Raw genomic sequence first — 25,153 nt, 5'->3', positions numbered from 1 at the left:
GTACGAGAGGACCGGGATGGACGAACCTCTGGTGGACCTGTTGTGGCGCCAGCCGCAGTGCAGGGTAGCTATGTTCGGTCGGGATAACCGCTGAAGGCATCTAAGCGGGAAACCCCCCTTGAAACGAGAACTCCCTTGAGAGCCGTGGAAGACGACCACGTGGATAGGCTGGATGTGCAAGCGCGGTAACGCGCTGAGCTGACCAGTACTAATCGCTCGATCGGCTTGATCGCTCTCATGATCCGTGTCCGGATCGACCCCGACACCACGACACGATGAAGACGCCTGACGCAGCCAAGCGGCTGCCACAGACCGCATGCTTGCCGCAACGAACGTGCTTGGCCGGTCTGGTGGTCTGAGCGGGGTGATCAGAACCCGATCCCATCTCGAACTCGGCCGTTAACCGCCCCAGCGCCTATGGTACTGTGTCTCAAGACACGGGAGAGTCGGTCACCGCCAGACCTGCCAAGCACGTCACGTTCCCTCAATACGACGCAGATCACACCCTGGCGCGGGGTGGAGCAGCCCGGTAGCTCGTCAGGCTCATAACCTGAAGGTCACAGGTTCAAATCCTGTCCCCGCAACCAAACCGATCAAGAAGCCCGCCGGCGAAAGCCGGCGGGCTTCTTGCGTTCACCGATCATCGCAAGGAGAAACCGTCGTAGCCCTCGGCCACGACGCGGTCGCAGATGCCGCGGTAATGCGCCATGCCGCCGGCATAGGGCATGAACACCCGCGGCTTGCCCGGCACGTTGGCGCCCAGGTACCACGAGCTGCTCGCCATTGGCAGCAACGTGGCGGACGCCGCCCGGTTGACTTCCGCCCCCCAGGATTCCGCCGCGTCCGACTTCGCCTCGATCCGGTCGAGGCCGCGCTCGCGCAAATGCGCGATGCAGTCGGCGATCCACTCGGCGTGCTGCTCGATCGCCACCGGCATGTTGGTGAGCACCGAGGGGCTGCCCGGTCCGGTCATGGTGAACAGGTTGGGGAAGCCCGGGACCTGCAGGCCGAGATAGCTCTTCGGGCCCGCCGCCCACACCTCCTTGAGCGGCAACCCGTCGCGGCCGCGGATGTCGAGGGAGAGGAGGGGGCCGGTCAGCGCATCGAAGCCGGTGGCGAAGACGATCACGTCGAGCGGGTAGGTCGCGTTCGCGGTGCGTACGCCCTCCGGCACGATCTCGGCAATCGGCGTTTCCTTCAGGTCGACGAGCGCGACGTTCGGACGGTTGAAGGTCTCGAAATAGTGGGTGTCGATCGGCGGACGCTTGGTCGCGAACAGATGGTCGCGTGGCGTCAGCGCCTCCGCTGTCTTCCGGTCCTTCACGATGCTGCGGATCTTCGCCCGGATGAACGCCGAGGCGGTCTCGTTGGCGTCCTTGTCGAGCATGATGTCGCGGAAGACGGCGCGGAACCGCAACCCTCCGCGCTCCCAGGCCGCCTCGTAGATCGCCTCGCGCTCCTGGGGCGAGACGTCGAAGGCGGAACGCTCGGAGAAGTCGAACGGGTGGCCGTTCGGTGCTGCGCGGGCCTTGGCGCGCAGTTCCGAAGAGTTCTCGCGCACCCAGGCCTTGAAGGCGTCGTTCATCGGGCCGTTGCGGGCGGGCACGCTGTAATTGGCGGTGCGCTGGAACACCGTCAGGTGCGCGGCTTCCGCCGCAAGCACGGGCGTCGCCTGGATACCGGTCGAGCCGGTGCCGATCAGCCCAACCCGCTTGCCCGAGACGTCGACGCCCTCGTGCGGCCAGCGGCCGGTATGGTACCAGTCGCCCCCGAAGCTCTCGAGGCCCGGGATTGCCGGCACGTTGGCGCTCGACAGGCAGCCGACCGCGGTAATGAGGAACCGCGCCTCGAAACGCTCGCCGGACTCCGTCGTGACGGTCCAGCGATTGGCGGCTTCGTCATAGGTGGCGCCCGAGACGCGGGTGCCGAGCTGGATGTCGCGCCGGAGGTCGAAGCGGTCGGCGACGTGGTCGAGGTAGCGGCGGATCTCACCATGCTCGGGATAGCGCTCGGTCCAGTTCCACTCCTCCTCGAGCTCGCGCGAGAACGAATAGGAATAGTAGTAGCTCTCCGAGTCGCAGCGCGCGCCCGGATATCGGTTCCAGTACCAAGTCCCGCCGATACCGTCGGCCGCCTCCAGGACCCTCACCGACAGGCCGAGCCGGTCGCGCAGCAGATGCAGCTGGTACAGTCCGGAGAACCCGGCTCCGACGATGATCGCATCATGGCGGCGGACGGGACCGGGCTCGCGTGGCTCTCTCATGACGTCGGTGTCTCCCTGCTGGGACTCCGTCGCGACCCGCCGGGCGCCCGGTTCCCTGGTTTGTCCGCGCCCCGGTCATGGCGTGACCGTAGGGCCGAATCCGGCAAGGCTAGCCCGTGCCTCAGGATTCGGCCAAGCCCCGCGAGCGCGCCCCACCCATGAGGAAGGATCAGGCGACGGAGCAGTCGGCGTCGGTGCCGATCGTGCCCAAGCCGGGCTGCCGCCAGCGAGCAGAGGCGTCGTACGGCAGGCAGCGTAACCCGAACGGCCGCCCCTCGGCCGTCACATGCTGCGGTCGTTGCGGCGCAGGCTCTCGGGCATCGCGAAGAGCAGGAGCCCGGCGGCGATGAGGCAGAGCACGCCGATGCCGTAGAGCGCCGGGGTGGTGGAGCCGGTGAGGTCCTTCACCCAGCCGACCATGACCGGGCTGACGATGCCGCCGAACTGGCCGAGCGTGTTGATGAGCGCGATGCCGCCCGCCGCGCCGACGCCGGTAACCAGCTTCGCCGGCAGGGTCCAGAAGGTCGGGATCGACGCGACGATGCCGGAGCCGAGAAGGGCGAGCGCGACCATCAGCGGCACGATCTGCTTGTCGAACAGGCCGGCGAGGAAGAAGCCGATGGCGGCCGCGACGGCGAGGCCGGCGACGAATTTCAGCCGCTCGCCCGAGGCGTCGGACAGGCGTCCGATCACGATCATGCTCACCGCGCCGCAGATATAGGGGATCGCCGTCAGGAATCCGACGGACGCCGCGGCCCCGCCGCTCGCGGTCTTGATCAAGTCCGGTCCCCAAAAGTTCAGGCCGTAGGAGCCGACCTGGAGCAGGAAGTAGACGAAGGCGATGAGCAGGAAGCCCGGCTGCTTGATCGCGCCCCAGAGGGAGTGGTCGCCGATGTCGCGGTTGTGGTGGGCGATGCGCGAGGACAGGAGGTCCTTCTCCTCGGCCGAGAGCCAGCGCGCGTCGCTGATCCGGTCGTCGAGGCGGGTGACCACCAGGATGCCGAGGATCAGGCAGGGCAGGCCGCCGGCAAGGAAGAGCCATTGCCAGCCGGCGAGGCCCGCGACGCCGTTGAGGCCGCCGAGGATCAGCCCGGCCACCGGCGCACCGACGATGCCCGCGAAGGCCGAGGCGACGAACATGAACGACGTGACGCGGCCGCGGAACGAGGCCGGGAACCACAGGGTGAGATAGTAGAGGATGCCGGGGGCGAAGCCGGCCTCCATCGCGCCGATCAGGAAGCGCAGGACGTAGAAGTGCCACTCCGTGCGGATGAAGATCATCAGCGCGGTGGCGATGCCCCACGAGATCATGATCCGGGCGATCCAGCGCCGCGCGCCCACCCGGTAGAGGGCAAGGTTCGACGGCACCTCGAAGATCACGTAGCCGACCACGAACATGCTGGCGCCGAGGCCGTAGGCGACGTTGCTGAAGCCGAGGTCGCTCTGGAGCTGGAACTTGGCGAAGCTGATGTTGATGCGGTCGAAGAACGCGAACAGGTAGCAGATCATGATCAGCGGCATCAGCCGCCAGGCGACCTTGCGGACGACGTTCGCCTCGGTGAGGGTCGCGGTCCCGGCGAGCGGACCGGCGGTGGCGATGGCCATGGGGGTTTCCTCCGGGCATGGGGGAGCCTTCGCCCGGGACGCGGGCGTGGCAGGGTTCCGGTATCGGTGAGACGATGGCGGGGCCGCCTTCCGGCGGGCGGCCCCTCGGCTTCTCATGCGATTTCCGACCGGTCGCTTCGCGATGCGGAAATCGGCCTCGCTCAGGCCGCCTTGAGCGGCGGTGCAGGGTGAAGGTCGAGCGGCCGGCCGGCCTTGGCGACCTGGCCCGGGACGTCGTGGCCGACGAGGCGGGGGAGATCGCGCGACAGGCTCAGCAGGGCGTCGAGGTCGAGGCCGGTCGACATGCCCATCTCCTCGGCCATGCTGACCAGGTCCTCGGTGCAGATGTTGCCGGTGGCGCCGGGCGCGAACGGGCAGCCGCCGAGCCCCCCGAGCGCCGCGTCGAACCGGCGTGCGCCGGCCTCATAGGCGGCCAGCACGTTGGCGAGGCCGCAGCCGCGGGTGTTGTGGAAATGCAGCGTCAGGCGCTCGGGCCCGACGAGGGGCAGAACCCGGGCGACGAGGCGGGCGACCTGGCGCGGATTGGCCATGCCGGTCGTGTCGGCGAGCGTCACCCCGTCGACGCCGAGGGTCAGGTAGCGCTCGACCTGGGCCAGCACCTTGTCCTCGGGCTCGAGGCCCTCGAACGGGCAGCCGAAAGCCGTCGCCGCGGTCGCGTTGACGCTGACCTGGCCCCGCACCGTCGCCATGATGGCGGCAAAGCCCTGGATCGAGGCGTCCGGCGACATCCCCATATTGGCGCGGTTATGGGTCTCGCTCACCGAGGCGACGAGGTTGATCTCGTCGGCCTTGGCAGCCAGCGCCCGCTCGGCGCCCTTGGGGTTCGGGACGAGGGCGACGTAGGTCGTGCCGGGGCGGCGGGCGATCCCCGAGAAGACTTCGGCCGCGTCGGCGAGCGCCGGGACCGCCTTCGGCGAGACGAAGGACGAGACCTCGATGCGGGAGAAGCCCGCCGCCGACAGCGCGTCGATCAGCCGGACCTTGTCCGCCGTCGGCACGAAGACCGGCTCGATCTGGAACCCATCGCGGGTTGCGACTTCCTGGACGATGATCTCGCTCACGCGACGGCTCCCTTCCGGCGAAGCGCCGCGATTCCGGCCTCGTCGAAGCCGAGATCGGAGAGCACCGCATCGGTGTGGGCGCCGAGCGCCGGGCCCTGCCAGCGGACGGTACCGGGGGTCTCGGACAGCTTCGGCACGATGCCGGGCATCTTGACCCGGGTGTCGCCCGGAAGGTCGGCCTCCAGGATCATGCCGCGGGCATTGTAATGCGGGTCGGCGACGATGTCGGCGACGGAGTAGATCCGGCCGGCCGGTACCTCGGCGGCATCCAGCACCTCGAGGGCTTCCGTCACCGTCAGGCTCTTCGTCCAGTCGGCGATGGTGGCGTCCAGCATGGCGGCCTGCTTCGAGCGGCCGTCGTTGTTGCGTAAGCCCGGATCCTCGGCGAGGTCGGGCCGGCCGATCGCCGTCATGAAGCGGCGGAAGATCGGGTCGCTGTTGCCGGCGATGACGACGAAGCCGCCGTCCTTGGTGGGATAGGTGTTCGAGGGCGTGATGCCCGGCAGCGCGCCGCCGGTGCGGGTGCGGACCTCGCCGAGCAGGTCGTATTCCGGAACCAGGCTCTCCATGACGTTGAACACGCTCTCGACGAGCGAGACGTCGATCACCTGGCCGCCGCCCTGGCCGGTCTTGACCCGCAGGAGCGCCATCAGGGCACCGATGACCCCGTGGAGCGAGGCGAGCGTGTCGCCGATGCTGACACCGACGCGAGCCGGCGGGGTGCTCGGATCGCCGGTGGTGAAGCGGATGCCGCCCATCGACTCGCCGATGGCGCCGAAGCCCGGCCGGTCGCGGTACGGCCCGGTCTGGCCGTAGCCGGAGATGCGGACCATCACGAGGTTCGGGTTGAGGGCCGAGAGCACGTCCCAGCCGAGGCCGAGCTTCTCCAGCCCGCCGGGCCGGAAGTTCTCGACCACGACGTCGGCGCCTTGCGCCAGCTGCTTGACGACCGCCAGTCCCTCCGGCGACTTCAGGTTGACGGCGATCGACTTCTTGTTGCGCGATTGCAGGTACCACCAGAGCGAGGTGCCCTCGTGCATCTTGCGCCACTTGCGCAGCGGATCGCCCTCGCCGGGTGGCTCGACCTTGATCACCTCGGCGCCGAACTCGGCCATCAGCCGGGTGGCGAAGGGGGCGGCGATCAGCTGGCCGAGTTCCAGGACGCGAATGCCCGCGAGCGGTCCACTCATGGCGTCTTCTCCCTGTGGATGTGTTTGCGCCTTCTATACTTAAAGAACGCGGATCGGATCCAACCGTATCTCGCGAGCGACCGTTCGCGAGCGGAGAACGCAACATGGGAATTCACGACGGCGCGCTCAGGATCCGGAGGCCTGCGTCAGGTGTGCGACGAGCAGGCTCGCCGCCGGCGACAGCGATCCGGGCCGCGTCACGAGGATGAGTTCGCGCGCCGCCCAGGGGTCGACGAGCGGCACCGCCGCGAGTTGCATCGCCCCGCCGATCAGGCCGAAGACCTGCGCGGGGATCACGCCGAGGCCCATATCGGCCTGGACCATGCGGCAGACCGCATCGAAGCCCGGCACGTGCACCCGCAGGCGCAGGGGGCGGCCGATCCGCTGCGCCTCGGCCCGGACGCTGTCGTAGATGGAACTCTGGGCATGCAGGCCGATGAAGTCGTAGCCGAGCGCGTCCGCGAAGGCGATCTGCGTCCGCCCGGCCAGGGGGTGCTCCTGCCGCATCACCAGGACGAGCCGGTCGCGCCGGTAGAGAGTGGCATGCAGGTCGAGGGTCGCAACGGTCCGCGAGCAGATCCCGATCTCGCCCGCGCCCTCGGCGACGCCGCGGATCACCCCACCGCTCGGGCGCTCCTCGAGGTCGATCTTGATCGCCGCCTGCCGGGCCAGGAAGGTCCGCAGGTCCTCGGGCAGGAACTGCACGATGGCCGAGAGGTTGGCGAGCATCCGGACGATGCCGCGCACGCCCTTGGCATGCTCGGCGAGTTCGAGGGCGATCTGCTCGGCGCTCGCCAGCATCCGTCGCGTGTGGTGGAGCAGCGTCTCGCCCGCCGGGGTCGGGCGCATGCCCCGCGGCTCGCGGGTGAGCAGGACGCAGCCCAGGGCCTGCTCCAGTTCGGCCAGGCGCTTGCTCACCGCCGAGGGCGCGATCGCGGCCCGCCGCGCCGCGCCGTTCAGCGTGCCGTCCTCGCAGATCGCCGCGAACAGCCGCAGCGTCTTGAGATCGAGGCGGTTCACGAGGCCCGGGGCGGGGAGCGGGCTCGGCGCGGCAAGCTCGTCGGGAATGACCGATCCTCCGTGGGGAGCCCGGCGGCGGGGGATCGCGGCCTCGTGTCGGCGAGCATGGCAGATGGCCGGCCCGAAGCCCATCGCGCCACACGGCGAGGCGCACGGTTCCGAAGCAGGTGCGTCCCGCCCGGCCCCGGCAAAAAACGGTCTGCGACGCAACGTCCGGCATGAGCGACGCCGCACGCCGCCATCCTGCGGCGGCCTGTCGCATCCGTGGCATAGCGAGGGGGCGGTTGCTCTGTCCCGGCCGGGCTCTGACGCCGTTACGAAATGGCAGGATCCATCGACGTGATAACGTCGATCGTCGCGGCCGTGAAAATATAATTCCTACGGAATAAAAACTGGGCAGCAACCTCGAGTTATTTGAAAAAAAGCGAAGGAAACGCCGTCGTCATCAGGGGAAGATCGACGTCGACGACCTGTCGGACGTGACTGTGAACCTACGTCGTCCGCCGCTTCGGATCGGTTTCCCGCACTGGTAGGATTCCCGGCCTTCCCCTAAGGTGCGGCAGCCGGAATCGCTTCGGGTTCGAATGGCGCGAGGGTGGGATAGGAAGACCATGCGGTCTGTGCAACCGGCAGAACTCACGGCCTGCGACAGGGAGCCGATCCACATCCTCGGCACGTTGCAGCCTCACGGCTTCCTGCTGGCGCTCGAAGGACCGGAGCTGCGCATCGTCCAGGCCAGCGCCAACCTGCCCGATCTTCCGGGACTCCGGGGCGACCAGGCCCACGGCCGCCCGTTGCACGCGGTCGTGCCCGAGGCCGGGGACGCGATAACCGATTTTCTGATGGCGCAGCCCGGGCATGACGGCGCGGCCTATCTCGGCACGCTGGCCCTCGAGACCGGGGCGGGCGCACGCGCCTACGACCTCGCGGCCCACCGCTCCGGCGCCCTGACGGTGCTCGAATTCGAGGAGAGCGCCGGGGTGGGGGCGGCGGCCTCGAGCCTCGATTCGCTCTATCCGCGTTTGCGCGCCTTCATCGAGGCCCTGCACGGCGCTTCGACGGTCGAGGAGCTGTGCGCGCTCCTCGCCGCCGACATCCGCCTTCTGACCGGGTTCGACCGGGCACTGGTGTATCGGTTCGACCGCGACTGGAACGGCACCGTGGTGGCCGAGGACGGCAACGGCGTGCTGCCGTCCTACCTCGACCTGCGCTGGCCCGCCTCCGACGTCCCGGCCCAGGCGCGCGAGCTCTACCGCCGCAACCGCCTGCGCATCATCCCGGACGCGGCCTACGAGCCGGTGCCGATCCTGCCGCTCCTGACCCCGTCGACCGGAGCCCCCCTCGACCTGAGCCAGTCCGTCCTGCGCAGCGTCTCGCCGGTCCACGTCGAGTACATGCGCAACATGGGCACCATGGCGTCGATGTCGGTCTCGATCCTGGTCGAGGGCGCGCTGTGGGGCCTGATCTCCTGCCACAACAAGACACCGCGGCGGGTGCCGCTGCAGACCCGCAACGCCTGCGACATCCTCACCCAGACCTTCGCCCTCCAGCTCGCCGCCAAGGAGCGCGGCGCGCTCGCCGAGCAGCGCCTGGCCCTCGGCGCGATCCAGGCCCGGCTCCTCGCCTTCATGGCCGAGGAGGAGAACTTCGTCGAAGGCTTCCTGAAGCACCCGGAGGACGTGCTGGCGCTCACCGATGCCGGGGGAGCGGCGATCGTCACCGGCCAGCGCTGCCACCTGATGGGCCGCACGCCGTCGGAGCGGCAGGTGAGGGGCGTCTACGAGTGGCTCTCGGCGGAGCATGGCGGCGAGGCGGTCCACGTCACCGATTCCCTCGGCGAGGAATATCCGCCGGCGCGCACCATTGCCGATACCGCGAGCGGGCTCCTCGCCATCTCGATCTCCGAGAAATATGCCAGCTACGTGCTGTGGTTCAGGCCCGAGGTGGTCCAGACCGTTCGCTGGGGCGGCGACCCGACGAAATCCACCTCCAAGGACCCGGCCGGCGGCCCGGACCGGCTGCACCCGCGCCAGTCCTTCGAGACCTGGAAGGAGACCGTGCAGGGCCGGTCCCTGCCGTGGACGGTGCCGGAGGTCGACACGGCCAAGGATCTGCGCGCCGCGGTGCTCGGCATCGTGCTGCGCCGGGCCGAGGAGCTGGCGGCCCTGACCGAGGAGCTGCAGCGCTCGAACAAGGAACTCGAGGCGTTCTCCTACTCGGTCAGCCACGACCTGCGGGCGCCGTTCCGCCACATCGTCGGCTATGCCGAGCTTCTGCGCTCGCGCGAGGGCGAGAAGTTCTCGGAGCGCGGCCGGCGCTACGTCGACACCATCATCGAGGCGGCGTTCTCGGCCGGCACCCTCGTCGACAACCTGCTGACCTTCTCGCAGATGGGCCGCAACGCCCTCAACCGCATCTCCTGCGACATGAACCAGCTGGTCGAGGACGTGCGCCGGAAGATCATCCGCGACATCCCGCTCGAACGGGCGATCCGCTGGCAGGTCGGCCCGCTCGGCCGGGCGCAGGCCGATCCGGTGATGATGCGGCTCGTGATCGAGAACCTGCTGTCGAACGCCATCAAGTACACCCGCGGCCGGCCCGAGGCGGTGATCGAGGTGGTGCGCGAGGCCGACCGCGACGGCGAGGCGGTTTTCTGCGTCCGCGACAATGGCGTCGGCTTCGACATGGCCTATGTGAGTAAATTGTTCGGTGTGTTCCAGCGCCTGCATCGGGTCGAGGAGTTCGAGGGAACCGGCATCGGACTCGCCAATGTCCGCCGCATCGTCGAGCGTCATGGAGGGCAGGTCTGGGCCGAGGGCGTCCTCGGCCAGGGTGCGACCTTCCACTTCACGCTCCCCATCCGTTAGAGACGCGCCATGGCCGACCTCAAGCCCATCCTCCTCGTCGAAGACAACCCTAACGACATCGAGCTGACCCTCGCGGCGCTCGAGAAGAGCCAGCTGGCGAACAAGATCGTCATCTGCCGCGACGGGGCCGAGGCGCTGGAATACCTGCGCCGGCAAGGACCGCATGCCGACCGGCCGGTGCAGGACCCGGCCGTGGTGCTGCTCGACCTCAAGCTGCCGAAGGTCGACGGGCTCGAGGTGCTGGCGGCGGTGAAGGGCGATGCGCGGATGCGGGCGATCCCGATCGTGATGCTCACCTCGTCGCGCGAGGAGAGCGACCTCGTGCGCTCCTACCAGCTCGGCGTGAACGCCTTCGTGGTGAAGCCGGTCGGGTTCAAGGAGTTCTTCGAGGCGATCCAGGATCTCGGCGTGTTCTGGGCCGTGCTCAACGAGCCGCCGCCCCACCGGTCGGATTGGGTCGCCGGTGAGTGAGACCTTGATGCCGGCGGACGGCGCGGCCCCCGTGCGCATCCTGCTCCTCGAGGACAGCGACCTCGACAGCGAGCTCCTCACCGCGATCCTGGAGGATGCGGGCCTCTCCCTGGCGATCGACCGGGTCATCACCCGCCACGCCTACACCACCGCGACCCTGTGCGGCGGCCACGACATCATCCTGGCCGATTACGTGCTGCCGGCCTTCGACGGCATGAGCGCGCTCGCCACCGCCCGCCAGAACTGTCCCGAAACCCCGTTCGTCTTCGTCTCCGGCACGCTCGGCGAGGACGTGGCGGTCGAGGCCTTGAAGCACGGCGCCACCGATTACGTGACCAAGCAGCGCCTCGACCGGCTGCCGCGGGTCATCCTGCGCGCTATCGCGGAGGCGCGCGCCCACGTGCTGCGCCGCCAGGCCGAGCAGGCGCTGCGCGACCTCAACGAATCGCTCGAGCTGCGCGTCGCCGAACGGACGCGAGAACTCGCCGAGACGAACGAGGCCCTGCAGCACCAGATCGGCGAGCGCGAGCGGATCGAGGGCGCCCTGCGCCAGGCCCAGCGCCTCGAGGCGGTCGGCCAGCTCACCAGCGGCGTCGCCCACGACTTCAACAACCTCCTGACGGTGATCGCCGGCAACATCGAGTTCCTCGAGCGCGCCGTCACCGACGAGCGCTCGAAGCGCCGGCTCGACATGATGCGCGGCGCCGCCGAGCGCGGCGCCCGCCTGACCGCGCAACTCCTCGCCTTCTCGCGCCGGCAGAAGCTCGCGCCGGTGCCGGTGCAGCTCAACAAGACCGTCGCGTCGATGCGCGACCTCCTGCAGAGCTCGATGGGCGGCTCGGTCCGCATCGAGATGACCCTGCAGCCCGACCTCTGGCCCGCCCTCGTCGACGCGACCCAGATCGAGCTCATCATCCTCAACCTCGCCATCAACGCCCGCGACGCGATGGCGGTGGGCGGCTGCCTGACGATCGAGACCGCGAACGTGCGGCTCGATTCCGGTCCGATCCGGGCGGAGGAGCCGCTGCCGGGCGAGTACGCCATGGTGGCGGTGAGCGATACCGGCACCGGCATCCCGGACGAGGTGCTCGCCCGGGTGTTCGAGCCGTTCTTCACCACCAAGGATGTCGGCAAGGGCTCGGGCCTCGGCCTCGCCCAGGTCTACGGCTTCGCCAAGCAGTCGGGCGGCGGCGTGCGGATCGACACGGCGGTCGGCGAGGGCACCTCGGTGCGGGTCTACCTGCCGCGGGTGGTCGCCGAGGCGGCCCTGCACGAGACCGACCCGGCGGATATCGGGTGTCCGTCGCTGCGCCGCTCCGGCGACAAGCCGGTGCTCCTGGTCGTCGACGACGACAGCGCCGTGCGCGAGGTCACCACCACGCGCCTCGCCGAGGCCGGCTACACGATCCGCGAGGCGGGCTCGGGCCTCGCGGCGATCCAGTCGCTCGAGACTGATTCCCGCGTCGATCTCGCGGTGCTCGACTTCGCCATGCCGGGCATGAACGGCGTCGAGGTGGCGAATGCGCTGCGGAGCCGCTGGCCGCAGATCCAGGTCCTGTTCGTCACCGGCTACGCCGACCACACGGCGCTCGCCCAGTTCGATACCGGCGGCGAGGACCGGGTGATCCAGAAGCCGTTCCGCGGCGAGGACCTGGAGCGCAAGGTCGCGTCGATCCTGGAGCCGCGGCCACGGCCGGAGCTGAAGCTGGTGACCGGCGGGGCGGGGCGGCGTTAGCGCGCAAAAAGGTCGCGCTCACATCGACGCCGCCGCGTCGGCACGACCGCGAGACGCCCCCGATCCGACGTGCTACGGTCGGCCTCGATAAGGACCGGCCCGCACGCCCGGCCGGTCCATCGGAGGAAAGCCCGGCATGGCAGGAGCCCCGACGCTCCCGTTCCGCTCGTACGCCCGCGCCGCCGTTCCGGCCGCCGATGCCGTGCGGGACGCCTGCCACGCGCTCGGTCACGAGCCCTGCCATCAGCCCGTCGGCGCCCTCGCATCGTCCAAGCTTCCGCTCCCCACCGCGAGGTTCACATGACAGTGACCAAGTTCGGACTCGGCCAGCCGCTGCGCCGGGTCGAGGATCGTCGCCTGATCACCGGCGAGGGTCATTACGGCGACGACCACGCCCCCGAGGGCTGCCTGCACGCGGCCCTGCTGCGCAGCCCGCACGCCCACGCCAAGTTCACCGTCACCGATCTCGACGCCGCCCGGGCGATGCCCGGCGTGCACCTCGTGCTGACCGCCGAGGACGTCGCCAACCTCAACGACATCAAGTGCCAGGCGCCGCTGCCGAACGGCGACGGCAGCCAGAATCACGTCGCCAACATCCCGCTGCTCGCCAAGGGCGTGGCCAAGCACATCGGCGACGCCGTCGCCTTTGTGGTCGCCGACACCGTGGCGCAGGCCCGCGACGCCGTCGAGGCGATCAGCATCGACTACGAGGTGCTGCCGGCCGTCGTCGGCATCCGCGGCGCCATTGCGGGCGGCGCCACCGCAGTATGGGACGAGCAGCCGGACAACGTCTCGTTCGACTCGACCATGGGCGACAAGGCGCCGGTCGACGCCGCCTTCGCCAAGGCCGCCAAGGTGGTGCGGGTCGAGGTCGAGAACCAGCGCCTCGTCACCAACTACATGGAGACCCGCAGCGTCGTCGCCGAGTATGACGCGGGTGCGCAGCGCTTCACCCTCACCATCCCGAGCCAGGGCGTGCACGGCCTGCGCAAGACCATCGCGGGCGTGCTCGGAATCGAGAAGGAGTGCTTGCGGGTCGTCACCGGCGATGTCGGCGGCGGCTTCGGCACCAAGACCTTCACCTACCGCGAGTATCCCCTGGCGGCGGAAGCCGCGCGCCGGTTGGGCCGCCCGGTGAAGTGGGTCTCGGAGCGGGGCGAGCACTTCGTCGCCTGCACGCAGGGCCGCGACAACCTTTCGGTCGGCGAGGTCGCGCTCGATGCGGACGGCACCTTCCTGGCCATGCGCTTCGACGTGATCGGCGATCTCGGCGCCTACCTGTCGCAATACGGGCCCTACATCCCGTATCTCGGCGCCACGATGCTGACCGGCGTCTACAAGACCCCGGCGGTGCACGTCCGGGTGCGGGGGATCTACACCAATACCGTGCCGGTCGATGCCTATCGCGGCGCCGGGCGGCCGGAGGCGGCCTACCTGATCGAGCGCCTGGTCGACCGGGCGGCGCGGGAGACCGGGATGTCGCCGGCCGAGATCCGCCGGCGCAACTTCATCCCGCCGAGCGCGATGCCCTACACCACGCCGATCGGCGACCGCACCTACGACACCGGCGATTTCGCCGCCCATATGGGCCGCGCCATCGAGGCCTCCGACTGGAACGGCTTCGAGGCCCGCGCCGAGGAATCGCGCCGCAACGGCCTGGTGCGGGGCATCGGGCTCGCCACCTACATCGAGTGCACCGCCTGGGGCGAGGGCGAGGACGTCAAGATCACCCTCGACCAGGATGGCGGCGCGACCGTCTATGTCGGCACCCAGTCGAACGGGCAGGGCCACGCCACCGCCTACGCCCAGTTCGCCGCCGAGCATCTCGACCTGCCGCTGGAGCGGATCCGGGTCGTGCAGGGCGATACCGACCGGGTCGCCACGGGGGCCGGCACCGGGGGCTCACGGTCGATTCCCGTCGGCGGCATCTCGGTGGGGGCGGCGTCGCAGAACCTCGCCGGCAAGCTGAAGGAGCTCGCCTCCGAGGAGCTGGAGGCGGGAATCGGTGATCTCGAGATCGCCGAGGGCGCAGTGCGCGTCGCCGGCACCGACAAGTCGATCGACTTCGCGGCCCTCGCGGCCTTGCCGAAGGCCACCGAGGCGATGCTGACGGGGCAGGGCGATTTCGTGCCGCCGAGCGCGACCTATCCCAACGGTACCCACGTCGCCGAGGTCGAGATCGACCCCGAGACCGGCATCACCACCGTCGTGCGCTACACCGTCTGCGACGATTTCGGCATCGTGGTGAACCCGCTGCTGCTCGCCGGCCAAGTCCATGGCGGGGTGGTGCAGGGGATCGGCCAGGCGCTCCACGAGCGCACGGTCTACGATTCCGACGGCCAGCTCCTGACCGCCAGCTTCATGGACTACGCCATGCCGCGCGCCGGCGACGTGCCGTTCTTCCACTTCGAGACGAAGAACGTGCCCTCGACCACCAACCCGATGGGTATCAAGGGCGCGGGCGAGGCCGGCAGCATCGGCTCCTGCCCGGCGGTGATGAACGCCGTCGTCGACGCCCTCGACCGCAGCGTCGGCCTGCGGGACATCGACATGCCGGCAACCCCGGCCCGGATGTTCGCGGCCCTGGAGCCCCTGCGCAAGGCGGCCGCAGCCTGACGGCCGGCGCCTCGGACTAACCGTGCGGCGCCCGGCCTCTCGGCCGGGCGCCGTTTTTCATATGCAGCCGGGCGGCCGCCCGCGGGCTGCTTCAGACGTAGACGCCCGGCGCCGTCGCCCGGCTGCAAAGCGCGGCCCTCGCCGGCGCCGTAGTGCAGGAAGTGCTCCAGCGGATTGATGCCGGCCGCCGCCACATCGCCATAGGCCGCGAGATAGCCCTTCGTGTCGAAATAGGCGTTGGGATTCCGGCCTTCCTTCCAGCCATACCGGCCGAAATGCGCCTCCGGATCCGGGCCGGAGAGCAGCACGTCGGAGTATTGGCTGGGATAGAACAGGTCGTCGACCGCCGCGTTGCCGTCGGCCTGGACGATGGTGCGGTCCGAGAACTCGAAGACTTTGGTATCCCGGACCTCGCCGCGCCCGGTGGCGCCGTCGAAGATCGCGAGCGAGCCCGAGGAGGCGACGCGCAGGTTGCGGAACGCGGCGTCGAGCAGCGCCGGACGCGCCGTCGAGGCGGTCGTTGCGACCAAGACACCTGATAGAGACACAACGACAAAACATCGATACAATTCGATCCAGAGATATATTATGGAACGCAAAATATTCAGCGATAATAAGCGACCGCTTGACTGAGTTCGACATGAATTTTCGCTGCACAGGGAGCCTGCAAAGCGTTGCTCGCTCGACCCGTCGCGAGAGGCGCCGCTTCGGGCGCCTCTGCGGTTCACGGGTTCAGGCCGCCTTGCCGGAGGCGGATTTTCCGGTCTTCTTTCCGGATGTCCCCGAGGCGGGCGTGTCCTCCGCCAGACCCTCGACGTTGATGCGCTCGGCGATCTCGGTCAGGAGCGCGTCGGTCTTCTTCTCCTCCTGCAGCGTCTCGTCGAGCAGCTTGGCGGCGTCCTCATGACCGAGCTGGCGCGCCCAGGTCTTCAGCGTGCCGTAGCGCGCGATCTCGTAGTGTTCGAGGGCCTGGGCAACGCCGGCCAGCACCGCATCTGCGGCCGGACCGTCGCCGAAGTCTTCCAGATCCTCTTCCATCTCGCTCGTCAGGCCCTGCATCGCCTCGCAGGTCTTGCCGCGGGCCGGCTTGCCGATGATGTCGAAGACCTGCTGCAAGCGCTCGACCTGGGTCGCGCTCTCCTCGGCGTGGGTCTCGAAGGCCTGCCGCAATTCCTCGTGCTGCGCCGACTTGGCTGCCTTCTTGAGCGCGCGAACCGATTGTCTCTCGGCGTAGTACACGTCCTTGAGCGTTTCGTAGAACGCGTCCTGCAAGTTCTTCTGCTTCGTGGCCATCGACGCACCCGCCTTGATTAGAGGTCAATTGATCCATCCGACGCCGCGTCGGATCGTGATCGCAGGCAGAACGCGTGGCATCTATCCCGGGTCCCGGCGCTGTCGCCCCGGATCGAGGAAAATGCATCGGGCCGACGGCGTCGCCGGGTCCAGCCCGGCGACGCCTGGTCGAAGAGCCGGATCGGGCTCAGCAGGAGAGCTTGCGGCCCTCGCGGAAACCGTGGACCTGGAAGTGCTTGTAGCCGGACTCCATCTTGCCGGCGAGCACGGCGCGGGCCACGTCCGGATTGCAGCGCAGGTACTCGCGCTCATTGAAGGCGGCGCCCTGGTCCCGCGGCCCGCGATCCCGGCCGCGTGCGCCGTAATCCCGGTCGCGATCCCGGGATCCGTAGTCGCGGTCACGGTCGCGGTAATCGTCGCGCCGGCCGTAATCGTCCCGGCGGTCGCGATACCCGCGGTCGTCGCGATAATCGCTGTCGCGTCTGCGATAGTCGCGATCGCCGTAATCCCGCTCGCGATACCCGTAATCGGGACCGCCCCAGGACTGGGCCGAGGCGGTCCCTACCGCGCCGATCAGGCCCAATCCGATGACAGCCACCACCCCGAACGTCCTCATGTCGTCTGGTCCCCTTCGAACAAGGCGCTTCGCCGCCGCGAGGGAAGCTAGAGCACCCGGAGCCGTCGGGGATAGCGCCGTGGTGTCTCGGTGCAGGGGGCGGTCTGCGCAGAGGTGCGGCGACCGACGCCTCACCCCCCGTCGTAGAGGTGGCAGGACACCGCGCGCCCGGGTGCCGCCTCGCGTAAGGTCGGCGCCTCGGCGCGGCAGCGGTCGAAGGCGCGGGGACAGCGGGGATGGAAGTGGCAGCCCGCCGGGGGGTTGAGCGGCGAGGGCGGTTCGCCCTCCTGGAAGCTCATCGCCACCGGCTGCTCCGGATCCGGCACCGGGGACGAGGCCTTGAGGAGCTGGGTATAGGGATGCAGCGGCTCCTGGAAGAGCGGGCCGACGGGGCCGCTCTCCACCACCCGGCCGAGATACATCACGGTCACGCGCTGGCAGAAATGCCGGACCACGCCGAGGTCGTGCGAGATGAACACGAAGGCGAGGTTGCGGGCCTGCCGCAGGGATTCGAGCAGCCGCAGGATCTGTGCCTGCACCGAGACGTCGAGGGCCGAGACCGGCTCGTCGGCGAAGATCAGGTCGGGCCCGAGGGCCAGCGCGCGGGCGATGCCGATGCGCTGGCGCTGGCCGCCGGAGAATTCGTGCGGGAAGCGGGCGGCGGCACTCGCCGGCAGCCCGACCTCTTCCAGCAGGCCGGCGACCCGCTCGGACACCCCGGCACCGCGGGCGAGGCCGTGGACCCGCAGCGGCTCGCCCAGGGCGTCGCCGATGCGCTGGCGCGGATCGAGGGAGGAGGCGGGATCCTGGAACACGATCTGCATCCGCCGCCGCAGGCGCCGCAGCGCGCCCGGGCTCGCCGCGAGCACGTCCTGCCCGTCGAACCGCACGGCACCGCCATCCGCCTCGGTGAGCCGGAGCGCCACGCGGGCCGTCGTGGACTTGCCGCAGCCCGATTCGCCGACGATGCCGAGCGCTTCGCCACGCCCGACCGTGAACGACACCCGGTCGAGGGCGCGCACCAGGCTGGTCTTCGCCACCGGGAAGCCGCGGCGGAGGATGAAGGTCTTCGAGAGGTCCTCGACCTCGAGCAGCGGCGCCGTCATGCCGCCCTCACCCAGCAGCGCACCGCATGGTCGGGCGCGCCCTCGAGCGGCACGAGCGGCGGCCGCTCGCGGCAGCGCTCCTCCCGCAAGGAGCAGCGGCCCTGGAAGCGGCAGCCCTCCGGCATCTCCGGCAGGGTCGGCACCGTGCCGGGGATCGCCGCCAGTTCCTGCACCCGGTCGACCCGCGGCATCGCCTTGAGCAGGCCCTCGGCATAGGGGTGGGTGGGCCGGGCGAAGAAGGCGCGCACCGGCGCACTCTCGACCACATCGCCGCCATACATCACCATCACCCGGTCGGCGACCGAGGCGACGACGCCGAGATTGTGGGTGATGAGCAGCACCGCCAGCCCCTCGCGGCGCTGGATGTCGGCGAGCAGAGCCAGCACCTGGGCCTGGATCGTGACGTCGAGCGCCGTCGTCGGCTCGTCGGCGATCAGCACGCGGGGCGAGCAGGCGAGCGCCATGGCGATCATCACCCGCTGGCGCATGCCGCCGGAGAATTGGTGCGGGTAGGCGTCGATCCGCTCGGCGGCAGAGGGCACCCGCACCCGCTCGAGGAGGGCGATGGCCTTCTCCCGCGCCGCCGCCTTCGACAGGCCGCGATGGCGCCGCAAGGCCTCGGCGATCTGGAAGCCGATGGTCAGGACCGGGTTGAGCGAAGTCATCGGCTCCTGGAAGATCATCGCCAGGCGGTCGCCGCGCATCGCCTCGCGCTGGCTTTCCGTCGCCGCCCGCATGTCGATGCCGTCGACCACGATGGAGCCCGCGGCGACGCGGCCGACCTTCGGCGCGAGCAGCCCCATCACCGAGAGGGCGGTGAGGCTCTTGCCGCAGCCCGATTCGCCGACGAGGGCCAGGGTCTCGCCCCCGTCGACCGCGAACGAGACCTCGCGCACCGCGTCGTACCAGGTGCCGCCGGAGCGGATCTGGGTCGTCAGCCCTTCGACCTTCAGCAAGTCCGGTTCGGGTTCGATCATGGCGCCCCCCGCGGGTCGGTGGCGTCGCGCAGGCCGTCGCCGATCAGGTTGAGGCCGATCATCACGGCGAGGATCGCCAGGCTCGGGAAGATCGACAGCCAGGGCGCATCGAGGAGGTTGTCGAAGCCCTCGCGCACGATGCTGCCCCAGGTGGCGGTCGGCGGCGGCACGCCGAGGCCGATGAAGGCGAGGGTCGATTCGGTCCGGATCGCCGTGGCGAGCCAGAGCGAGGCCAGCACCACCACCTCGTCGAGGATGTTGGGCAGGATATGGCCGAACATGATGCGCAGGTCCGAGTAGCCGAGGGCCCGGCAGGCATCGACGAAGTCGCGCTGGCGCATGGCGAGCGTCGAGCCCCGGGCGATGCGGATGAAGGCCGGCACCGCCGTCACCGCGATGGCGAGGATCAGGTTGCCGAGGCTCGGCCCCAGCACCGCCACCAGCATCAGCCCCATGATGAGCTGCGGGAAGCTCAACATCACGTCGGTGGCCGCGGTGACGAACCGGTCGACCCAGCCGCCGTAATAGCCGGCGACGACGCCGATCACCGTGCCGACGACGACCCCGATCGCCGTGGCCAGGAACCCGACCGAGAGCGAGATCCGGGCGCCCCAGATCACCCGCGAGAGCACGTCGCGGCCGAAGAAGTCGGTGCCGAACCAGTGCTCGGCGGACGGCCCCATCAGGGCGGCGACCGGATCCTGCTCGTTGGGATCGTACGGCGCGATCCAGGGCGCCAGGATCGCGAGCGCCACGACGGCGATCACCATGGCGAGGCCGATCGCCAGGCCCGGCGAGCGGGTGGCCCGGCGCCATGCGCTCGGGGCGGCGGAGGCGGCGACCGAGCTCATTGGGCCGAGACCCGCGGATCGACGAGGCCGTAGGCGATGTCGGTGAGCACGTTGGCGACCACGATGGCGAAGGCGGAGACGACCATCAGGCCCTGGAGCAGGCTGTAGTCGCGCTGGGTCAGCGCAGTCACGATCAGCTTGCCGAGGCCGGGCCGGTTGAACACGATCTCGGTCAGCACCGCATTGCCGATCAGCACGCCGAGATAGAGCCCGACCACGGTGACGACCGGCACCAGCACGTTGCGCAGGGCGTGGCGCCAGACCACGATTCGCGCCGGCATCCCCTTGGCGCGGGCGGTGCGGACGTAATCCTCGGACAGCGCCTTCAGCATGCCGGAGCGGGTGACCCGAGTGACGTAGGCGACCATCAGGAGGCCGAGATTGAGCGCCGGCAGCACCAGGGCGCCGAGCCGGTCGAGGAGTCCGCCGGTCCGCGGCGTCGAGATCACCGGGAACCAGCGCAGCTGCACGGCAAACGCGATCAGCAGCAGGATGCCGGAGACGAAGGCCGGGAACGACACGCCGGCGAGCGACACGATGCGGGCGATCCAGTCGGCGAGCCCGTCGCGCCGCCGCGCCGCCACCACGCCCAGCGGCACCCCGACCCCGACGCCGATCGCCACGGCCGCCAGCGTCAGCTCGATCGTATAGGGCAGGACGTGGGCCACGTCCTCCAGCACCGGCCGGTTGGTGGTGAGCGAGCGGCCGATATCGCCGGTGGCGACTTGGCCCATGAAGGCGAGGTACTGGACGAAGATCGGCTTATCCAGCCCGAGCTTCGCCCGCAGGTCGGCCCGGGCGGATTCGCTCGCCTGGTCGCCGAGGATCACGATGGTCGGATCGCCCGGGACCACCCGTACGAGCACGAACACCACGGTCAGCACCGCCACCAGCGTCGGCACTGCGAGCAGGAGGCGCTTGAGGATGAACTGCAGCATGGGAGGGCCGGGGGTTGGGGTGGCGCGGCTCCCCTCTCCCGCACGGGAGAGGGGAATGTGCCTTACTTCTTGTCCGTCGCTTCCGTGATCACCGGCCCGAGATGGATCGCGCCCTTGAAGTCGTAGCCGTAATCGACCGTCTTCTTGTGCGCCCAGACCTGCAGGCCTTCCGAGAGCGGCACGGCACAGACCTGCTCGATGATCCTGGCTTGCGCCTGCTTCCACAACGCCTTCTGCTTCTCCGGATCGGGTTCGGTCCGCGCCGCCCGGATCTCGGAATCCGCCGCATTGCAGTGTGAGAAGTTCGTCACTGCCGTCGGCGTGTTCACCGTCGAGGCCGAGTCGAAGAACTGGGTCAGGTAGGTGTCGGCGACGGGGAAGCGCGCCGCGGCGTAGTAGACCACGTCCGACAGGTCCTTGCGGATCTGGGCGTGGTAGGTCTGGTGGTCGACCACGTCGAGCTTCAGCTCGATCCCGACCTTCTTGAGCTGGCCCTGCACGATCTGCATCGCGGTCAGCATGGTCGGCAGGCTGGTCTGGACCGCCGTGATGGTGATGCCGTTCGGGTGGCCGGCCTCGGCGAGGAGCGCCTTGGCCTTGGCGGGATCGTAAGGAGGCAGCGGCGCCTTGTCGTCGGTGCCGAGATAGCCCTTGGGGATGATCGACACCGCCGGCTCGGTGACGCTGGCGCCCTTGAACTGCACGATCTGGGCCTGGCTGATCGCGGCCGCGACGGCCCGGCGCACCCGCACGTCGTCGAGGGGCTTGTGGCTGATGTTGAGATGCAGCAGCGCCAGCTCGGCCGGCCGCACGATGTCGACCGAGACGTCGGCCTCGCGGCCGAACCGCTCGGCCCAGCGCTGGTCCTGGCGACCGTAGACGACGTCGAGCTCGCCCGAGGTGAAGGCGAGGTCGCGGGCGGCGTCGGCCGGGATCAGCCGGTACAGGATCCCGCCGAGCTTCGGCTTGCCGCGGAAATAGTCCGGGTTGGCGGCGAGCCGCACGCTCTCGTTCGGCTTGTACTCGGCGAAGGCGAAAGGCCCGGTGCCGATGGGTTTGAGCCGGAAATCGTTGCCGAGCGCCTCGACCGCCTTGCGGCTCAGCACGTTGCCGCCGTGGTAGTTCGCCACGAGGCCGAGCAGCGACGGCACCGGGTGCTTGAGGGTGATCCGAACCGTGTACGGATCCACCGCCTCGATCGTGTCGAACGCCGCGTAGTCGGTGGAGAACGACGAGGATTTGGGGTCGGCGGCGCGCTTCAGGGAGAACACCACGTCGTCGGCGGTCATCTCGCCGTAGCCGCCGTGGAACGTCACGCCCTTGCGCAACGCGAAGGTCCAGGTTCGGCCGTCCTCCGAGCGGGTCCAGGATTCGGCGAGGTCCGGCTCGAGGGTCTCGAGGCTGGTCGAGCCGGGCTTGAAGCGCACCAGTCCGTTGAAGATCCAGGACACGACCGGCTTGTCCTGGGTGCTGGTGGCCCGGAACGGGTCGAGCTGGCTGATATCCGCCGCGGCCATGCCGATGGTCAGCATCTTGCCGGCGGGCGCCTGCGCCGCGGCTCCCCGCGTCAGGACCGGCCCGGCGGCCATGAGGGCGACGGCGGCGAAGAGGAAGCGTCTCATTCGTGGTGATCCCCCTGGATGGATTCTCGACCGTCGTCAGTGTTCGATCTCGCCCTCCGACCGGAACGGGCCGCGCCAATCGGCGAAGCGCTCGATCCGGAACGGATGGAGGGGAGAGGCGGAGCGCCCCTGCGTCACGAGTTCCGCCAGGATCTCGCCGACGACCGGGCCGAGCTGGAAGCCGTGGCCGGAGAAGCCGAAAGCATGAACCAGGCCGGGCGTGGTGCCGGACGGCCCGATGACCGGGATGTGGTCCGGCATCTCGCCGTCGAGGCCGCTCCAGCTGCGGATGATCTGGGCGTGGGCGAGGTCCGGGATCAGCGCCAGGGTCTTGGCGCTCGCCGTCAGCGAGGTCCCCGCCACCGGCCGGGCGAGGCCGTCGACGCTGTCCGCCGTGCCGCGCCCGCCGCCCAGGACCACGTTGCCGCGCCGGGTCTGGCGCACGTAGACGTCGCCGCCGACGACCCCGATCGACCGGGTGACGAGGTGGGGCAGCGGCTCGGTCACCACCATGTTGGGGCTGAGCGGGGCGACGGGCGCCGCCTCGCCGAACCAGCCCGCCACCACGCCGCCATAGGCACCGGCGGCGTTGACGAGGTTGCGGCTCCTCACGCTCACGCCCTCGGCCTCGACGGTGAAGCCGGCGCCGTCGTGGGCCGCGTGGCGCACCGGCGCGTGCTCGCGAACCTCGGCCCCGAGGCGGCGGGCAAGCCGCGCGAAGGCCGGTCCGACCACCCGCGGATTGGCCTGCCCGTCGGTCGGCGACAGCGAGGCGCCGACGACCGACGGGCCGAGCCACGGCATCTCGGCACGCAGGGCGTTCGGTCCGAGGAGCTGGAGGTCGAGCCCGTAGCCGGCCGCGTCGCGGGCATATGCCTCCAGCACCGCCATGTCGGCCTCGGAGCGGGCGAGCTTGACGTGGCCGGTCGCCTCGAACCCGACATCCTCAGCCAGTTTGGCGTTCAAGCCGTCCCACAAGATCCGGGCCCGCCGCGACAGCGGCAATTCCGAAAAATCGCGGCCCTGCTGGCGCACGCCGCCGAAATTCACGCCGCTGGCACCCGCGCCGCAAAGGCGCTTCTCCAGCAGGGCGACGGTGAGGCCTGCCTCGCGCAGGGCGACCGCCGCGGCACAGGCGGCGGTGCCGCCGCCGATGATCGCCACGTCGACGGTGAGGTGCTCCATCAGACCGGCTCCCGCAGCGGGATCGGCTTGATCGGCGCCTGCCCGCGCAGGCGGCCCACCGTCTCGACCGGCACCTGCAGCGACTGGGCCAGGATCTCCGCGGCGGCGTGGCCGCAGACCCGGCCCTGGCAGCGGCCCATTCCAATCCGGGTCAGCGCCTTGAGCCGGTTCATCTCGCGCGCGTCCCGCTCCGTCGCGGCCCGGCGCAGGGCGCCGGCGGTGATGCCCTCGCAGCGGCAGACGATCTCATCGTCGGCGATGGTTTTCACGATGTGGTGCGGGTACGGGTAGGCAGCTTCGAGCGCGGCGCGAAAGCCCGCCTGCCGGGCAAGCTGCCGGTCGAGCCGGGCTTCCCGGGCGGCGTCGCGCGTCCGGCCGAGATCGGCCAGCAGCGCCAGGGCCGTGCGCTCGCCCTGCAACTCGGCCACGTCCGCCCCGCCGATCCCGCTGCCGTCGCCGGCGAGGTAGACTTGCGGCTGCGACGACCGGCCTTCGGCCGAGCGCTCCGGTTGCCATTGCCGCGTCACCGGCTCGAACACGAAGCGGCACCCGGCGAGATCCGCGGCTTGCGCCTCGCTGCGCAGGCCGAACGAGGCGCCGACGGCGTCGCAAGGCACCCGATGCCGGCGGCCGCGAGAATCCTCCCAGGCCAGCGCCTCGACCCGGCGATCACCCTCGACCGCGACGGCCCGAACGCCGGAGCGCACCGGCAGCCCACGCACGGCGCCCCGCAGCGTATACCAGAGCCCCTTGCCCAGGGTGGCCGGCATAGCCGCCAGGCGAGGCGCCGCGGCGATCTTCGCGGCGAGCGGCGTGACGTCCAGCACCGCGGCGAGCGTCGCCCCCGCCTTGGCGTATTGATGCGCCACCAGCGGCAGGAGCGGCCCGGCGCCGACGAGGGCGACGCGCCGGCCGATCGCGACGCCCTGCGCCTTGAGGGCGATCTGCGCCGCCCCGAGGGTGAACACGCCCGGCAGGGTCCAGCCCGGGACGGGCAGGGTGCGGTCCATGGCGCCGGTGGCGAGCACCAGCCGGTCGACCGGGATCCGGCCGTGCCCCTCGGGCCCGAGACAATCGAGGTCGAATCCCGCGGGCTCGCGCGGTGCGATCCCCCACACCATCGTGCCAGGCCGATACGCGATCCGCGGCGCCAGCGCGTCGGCGAGGTCGTGCAGGGCCCGCGCCCGGCCGGCCTCGAAGCCGTAGAGCGCGGCAGCGGGCCGCTCGGCGCCGGGGGGCGGGCGACGGTAGATCTGACCGCCGGCGCGATGCCCCTCGTCGATGAGGAGGGGGCGTAAGGACGCCTCGGCCAGGACCTGCGCCGCCCGCAGGCCGGCCGGTCCGGCGCCGACGATCGCCACCACCGGCTCAGGCATCGGCGCCTCCCGTCACCACCGCCATGCCGGACTCGATCAGGGTGGTACAGGCCCGCAGGCGTCGCCCATCCGCCAGCCCGACCCAGCAATCCTGGCAGGCGCCCATCAGGCAGTACCCGGCCCGCTCGCCGGGACCGAACTCGAACCGGCGCAAGGCGTGGCGATGCAGCAGGATCGCCGAGATCAAGAGGTCGCCCACCCGGGCTTCGGCCTGAACGCCATCGATGGTGAAGGGGACGGTCGCGCCCGGCCGGGTCGCAAGGCGTCGGAACAGCCCGCTCACAGCATGTCCTCGTGGCGGCAATTGAGCAGCAATTCCGCGACGCTGGCGGTGTTCGGC

The 25,153-nt window shown here is 70.1% G+C and carries 20 protein-coding genes, 1 tRNA gene and 2 rRNA genes (1 of these 23 only partly in view); 7 read left to right on the top strand and 16 right to left on the bottom strand.

What is annotated here, in order from left to right:
* The 3 genes from G4G93_RS33570 to G4G93_RS33560 all read left to right on the top strand — a co-directional run.
* Positions 1–233: ribosomal RNA gene (locus G4G93_RS33570) — 23S ribosomal RNA — on the top strand; the annotation flags it as partial.
* A 113-nt stretch (positions 234–346) separates the two neighbouring features.
* Positions 347–462, top strand: a 5S ribosomal RNA gene (gene rrf / locus G4G93_RS33565).
* A 48-nt stretch (positions 463–510) separates the two neighbouring features.
* Positions 511–587 (top strand) — tRNA-Met (locus tag G4G93_RS33560).
* Between the two features lie 53 nt (positions 588–640).
* Here the strand turns inward: G4G93_RS33560 and G4G93_RS33555 are convergent.
* From G4G93_RS33555 to G4G93_RS33535, 5 genes are all read right to left on the bottom strand, one after another.
* Entirely contained in the window at positions 641–2,263 is a 1,623-nt protein-coding gene (locus tag G4G93_RS33555; RefSeq protein WP_165091631.1) for an NAD(P)/FAD-dependent oxidoreductase, read from the bottom strand.
* A 282-nt stretch (positions 2,264–2,545) separates the two neighbouring features.
* Positions 2,546–3,868: an MFS transporter gene (locus G4G93_RS33550; protein WP_165091629.1), complete on the bottom strand. Its 1,323-nt coding sequence runs from the start codon at positions 3,866–3,868 to the stop codon at positions 2,546–2,548.
* 161 nt (positions 3,869–4,029) lie between these two features.
* The gene (locus G4G93_RS33545; RefSeq protein ID WP_165091628.1) at positions 4,030–4,950 is read right to left on the bottom strand and encodes a hydroxymethylglutaryl-CoA lyase; all 921 of its coding nucleotides are present in this window, start codon (positions 4,948–4,950) and stop codon (positions 4,030–4,032) included.
* The gene (locus G4G93_RS33540) at positions 4,947–6,140 is read right to left on the bottom strand and encodes a CaiB/BaiF CoA-transferase family protein (RefSeq protein WP_165091626.1); all 1,194 of its coding nucleotides are present in this window, start codon (positions 6,138–6,140) and stop codon (positions 4,947–4,949) included. Before G4G93_RS33540 ends, G4G93_RS33545 begins: the two co-directional genes overlap by 4 nt.
* A gap of 126 nt (positions 6,141–6,266) precedes the next feature.
* Entirely contained in the window at positions 6,267–7,160 is an 894-nt protein-coding gene (locus G4G93_RS33535) for a LysR family transcriptional regulator (protein WP_312892322.1), read from the bottom strand.
* A gap of 611 nt (positions 7,161–7,771) precedes the next feature.
* Between G4G93_RS33535 and G4G93_RS33530 the strand changes: the two genes are divergently transcribed.
* From G4G93_RS33530 to G4G93_RS33515, 4 genes are all read left to right on the top strand, one after another.
* Positions 7,772–10,027 (top strand): ATP-binding protein, encoded by a 2,256-nt coding sequence (locus G4G93_RS33530; protein WP_165091623.1) that lies wholly within the window; start codon positions 7,772–7,774, stop codon positions 10,025–10,027.
* Between the two features lie 9 nt (positions 10,028–10,036).
* A complete protein-coding gene (locus G4G93_RS33525) occupies positions 10,037–10,498 on the top strand; it encodes a response regulator (RefSeq protein WP_165091622.1) in 462 nt (153 codons plus the stop codon).
* The gene (locus G4G93_RS33520; protein WP_395411986.1) at positions 10,491–12,233 is read left to right on the top strand and encodes a response regulator; all 1,743 of its coding nucleotides are present in this window, start codon (positions 10,491–10,493) and stop codon (positions 12,231–12,233) included. Before G4G93_RS33525 ends, G4G93_RS33520 begins: the two co-directional genes overlap by 8 nt.
* Positions 12,234–12,533: 300 nt before the next feature.
* A complete protein-coding gene (locus tag G4G93_RS33515) occupies positions 12,534–14,849 on the top strand; it encodes a xanthine dehydrogenase family protein molybdopterin-binding subunit (protein WP_165091621.1) in 2,316 nt (771 codons plus the stop codon).
* A 732-nt stretch (positions 14,850–15,581) separates the two neighbouring features.
* On the opposite strand, the gene G4G93_RS33505 is transcribed toward G4G93_RS33515, so the two are convergent.
* The 11 genes from G4G93_RS33505 to G4G93_RS33455 all read right to left on the bottom strand — a co-directional run.
* On the bottom strand, positions 15,582–16,142 hold the full coding sequence (locus G4G93_RS33505) for a ferritin-like domain-containing protein (RefSeq protein ID WP_165091619.1): 561 nt from the start codon (positions 16,140–16,142) through the stop codon (positions 15,582–15,584).
* A 187-nt stretch (positions 16,143–16,329) separates the two neighbouring features.
* On the bottom strand, positions 16,330–16,758 hold the full coding sequence (locus tag G4G93_RS33500) for a hypothetical protein (RefSeq protein WP_165091618.1): 429 nt from the start codon (positions 16,756–16,758) through the stop codon (positions 16,330–16,332).
* A gap of 131 nt (positions 16,759–16,889) precedes the next feature.
* Positions 16,890–17,864 carry an ABC transporter ATP-binding protein gene (locus G4G93_RS33495; RefSeq protein WP_165091616.1) on the bottom strand — a complete coding sequence of 325 codons (975 nt, stop codon included), beginning with the start codon at positions 17,862–17,864 and terminating at the stop codon, positions 16,890–16,892.
* A complete protein-coding gene (locus G4G93_RS33490) occupies positions 17,861–18,841 on the bottom strand; it encodes an ABC transporter ATP-binding protein (protein WP_165091614.1) in 981 nt (326 codons plus the stop codon). Before G4G93_RS33490 ends, G4G93_RS33495 begins: the two co-directional genes overlap by 4 nt.
* Positions 18,838–19,692: an ABC transporter permease gene (locus tag G4G93_RS33485; RefSeq protein ID WP_165091613.1), complete on the bottom strand. Its 855-nt coding sequence runs from the start codon at positions 19,690–19,692 to the stop codon at positions 18,838–18,840. The genes G4G93_RS33490 and G4G93_RS33485 overlap by 4 nt, the downstream gene beginning before the upstream one ends.
* Positions 19,689–20,630, bottom strand: coding sequence for an ABC transporter permease (locus tag G4G93_RS33480; protein ID WP_165091611.1), 942 nt, complete (start codon positions 20,628–20,630; stop codon positions 19,689–19,691). Before G4G93_RS33480 ends, G4G93_RS33485 begins: the two co-directional genes overlap by 4 nt.
* A gap of 62 nt (positions 20,631–20,692) precedes the next feature.
* Positions 20,693–22,252: an ABC transporter substrate-binding protein gene (locus G4G93_RS33475; protein ID WP_206290167.1), complete on the bottom strand. Its 1,560-nt coding sequence runs from the start codon at positions 22,250–22,252 to the stop codon at positions 20,693–20,695.
* Between the two features lie 36 nt (positions 22,253–22,288).
* The gene (locus G4G93_RS33470) at positions 22,289–23,437 is read right to left on the bottom strand and encodes an FAD-binding oxidoreductase (protein ID WP_165091610.1); all 1,149 of its coding nucleotides are present in this window, start codon (positions 23,435–23,437) and stop codon (positions 22,289–22,291) included.
* Complete coding sequence (locus G4G93_RS33465; protein ID WP_165091608.1) at positions 23,437–24,813, bottom strand: NAD(P)/FAD-dependent oxidoreductase; 1,377 nt, start codon at positions 24,811–24,813, stop codon at positions 23,437–23,439. Before G4G93_RS33465 ends, G4G93_RS33470 begins: the two co-directional genes overlap by 1 nt.
* On the bottom strand, positions 24,806–25,096 hold the full coding sequence (locus tag G4G93_RS33460) for a (2Fe-2S)-binding protein (RefSeq protein ID WP_165091607.1): 291 nt from the start codon (positions 25,094–25,096) through the stop codon (positions 24,806–24,808). The genes G4G93_RS33465 and G4G93_RS33460 overlap by 8 nt, the downstream gene beginning before the upstream one ends.
* Positions 25,093–25,153 carry the 3' end of an SDR family NAD(P)-dependent oxidoreductase gene (locus G4G93_RS33455; protein WP_165091605.1) on the bottom strand. Its footprint extends 629 nt past the window's final position, so only the last 61 of its 690 coding nucleotides appear in the window; its start codon lies beyond the right edge, outside the window; the stop codon is at positions 25,093–25,095. Before G4G93_RS33455 ends, G4G93_RS33460 begins: the two co-directional genes overlap by 4 nt.

This window comes from Methylobacterium sp. DB0501, assembly GCF_011043735.1.
Classification (GTDB): domain Bacteria; phylum Pseudomonadota; class Alphaproteobacteria; order Rhizobiales; family Beijerinckiaceae; genus Methylobacterium; species Methylobacterium alsaeris.
This window is presented reverse-complemented; position numbering and strand designations above follow the sequence as displayed.

What these genes read in the sequence shown, in the direction of transcription:
- G4G93_RS33530 (WP_165091623.1), top strand. Translation starts at nt 7,772, where the DNA reads ATGCGGTCTGTGCAACCGGCAGAACTCACGGCCTGCGACAGGGAGCCG.
- G4G93_RS33515 (WP_165091621.1), top strand. Translation starts at nt 12,534, where the DNA reads ATGACAGTGACCAAGTTCGGACTCGGCCAGCCGCTGCGCCGGGTCGAG.
- G4G93_RS33550 (WP_165091629.1), bottom strand. Translation starts at nt 3,868, where the DNA reads ATGGCCATCGCCACCGCCGGTCCGCTCGCCGGGACCGCGACCCTCACC.
- G4G93_RS33480 (WP_165091611.1), bottom strand. Translation starts at nt 20,630, where the DNA reads ATGCTGCAGTTCATCCTCAAGCGCCTCCTGCTCGCAGTGCCGACGCTG.
- G4G93_RS33505 (WP_165091619.1), bottom strand. Translation starts at nt 16,142, where the DNA reads ATGGCCACGAAGCAGAAGAACTTGCAGGACGCGTTCTACGAAACGCTC.
- G4G93_RS33540 (WP_165091626.1), bottom strand. Translation starts at nt 6,140, where the DNA reads ATGAGTGGACCGCTCGCGGGCATTCGCGTCCTGGAACTCGGCCAGCTG.
- G4G93_RS33495 (WP_165091616.1), bottom strand. Translation starts at nt 17,864, where the DNA reads ATGACGGCGCCGCTGCTCGAGGTCGAGGACCTCTCGAAGACCTTCATC.
- G4G93_RS33555 (WP_165091631.1), bottom strand. Translation starts at nt 2,263, where the DNA reads ATGAGAGAGCCACGCGAGCCCGGTCCCGTCCGCCGCCATGATGCGATC.
- G4G93_RS33470 (WP_165091610.1), bottom strand. Translation starts at nt 23,437, where the DNA reads ATGGAGCACCTCACCGTCGACGTGGCGATCATCGGCGGCGGCACCGCC.
- G4G93_RS33485 (WP_165091613.1), bottom strand. Translation starts at nt 19,692, where the DNA reads ATGAGCTCGGTCGCCGCCTCCGCCGCCCCGAGCGCATGGCGCCGGGCC.
- G4G93_RS33490 (WP_165091614.1), bottom strand. Translation starts at nt 18,841, where the DNA reads ATGATCGAACCCGAACCGGACTTGCTGAAGGTCGAAGGGCTGACGACC.
- G4G93_RS33525 (WP_165091622.1), top strand. Translation starts at nt 10,037, where the DNA reads ATGGCCGACCTCAAGCCCATCCTCCTCGTCGAAGACAACCCTAACGAC.
- G4G93_RS33500 (WP_165091618.1), bottom strand. Translation starts at nt 16,758, where the DNA reads ATGAGGACGTTCGGGGTGGTGGCTGTCATCGGATTGGGCCTGATCGGC.
- G4G93_RS33475 (WP_206290167.1), bottom strand. Translation starts at nt 22,252, where the DNA reads ATGAGACGCTTCCTCTTCGCCGCCGTCGCCCTCATGGCCGCCGGGCCG.
- G4G93_RS33465 (WP_165091608.1), bottom strand. Translation starts at nt 24,813, where the DNA reads ATGCCTGAGCCGGTGGTGGCGATCGTCGGCGCCGGACCGGCCGGCCTG.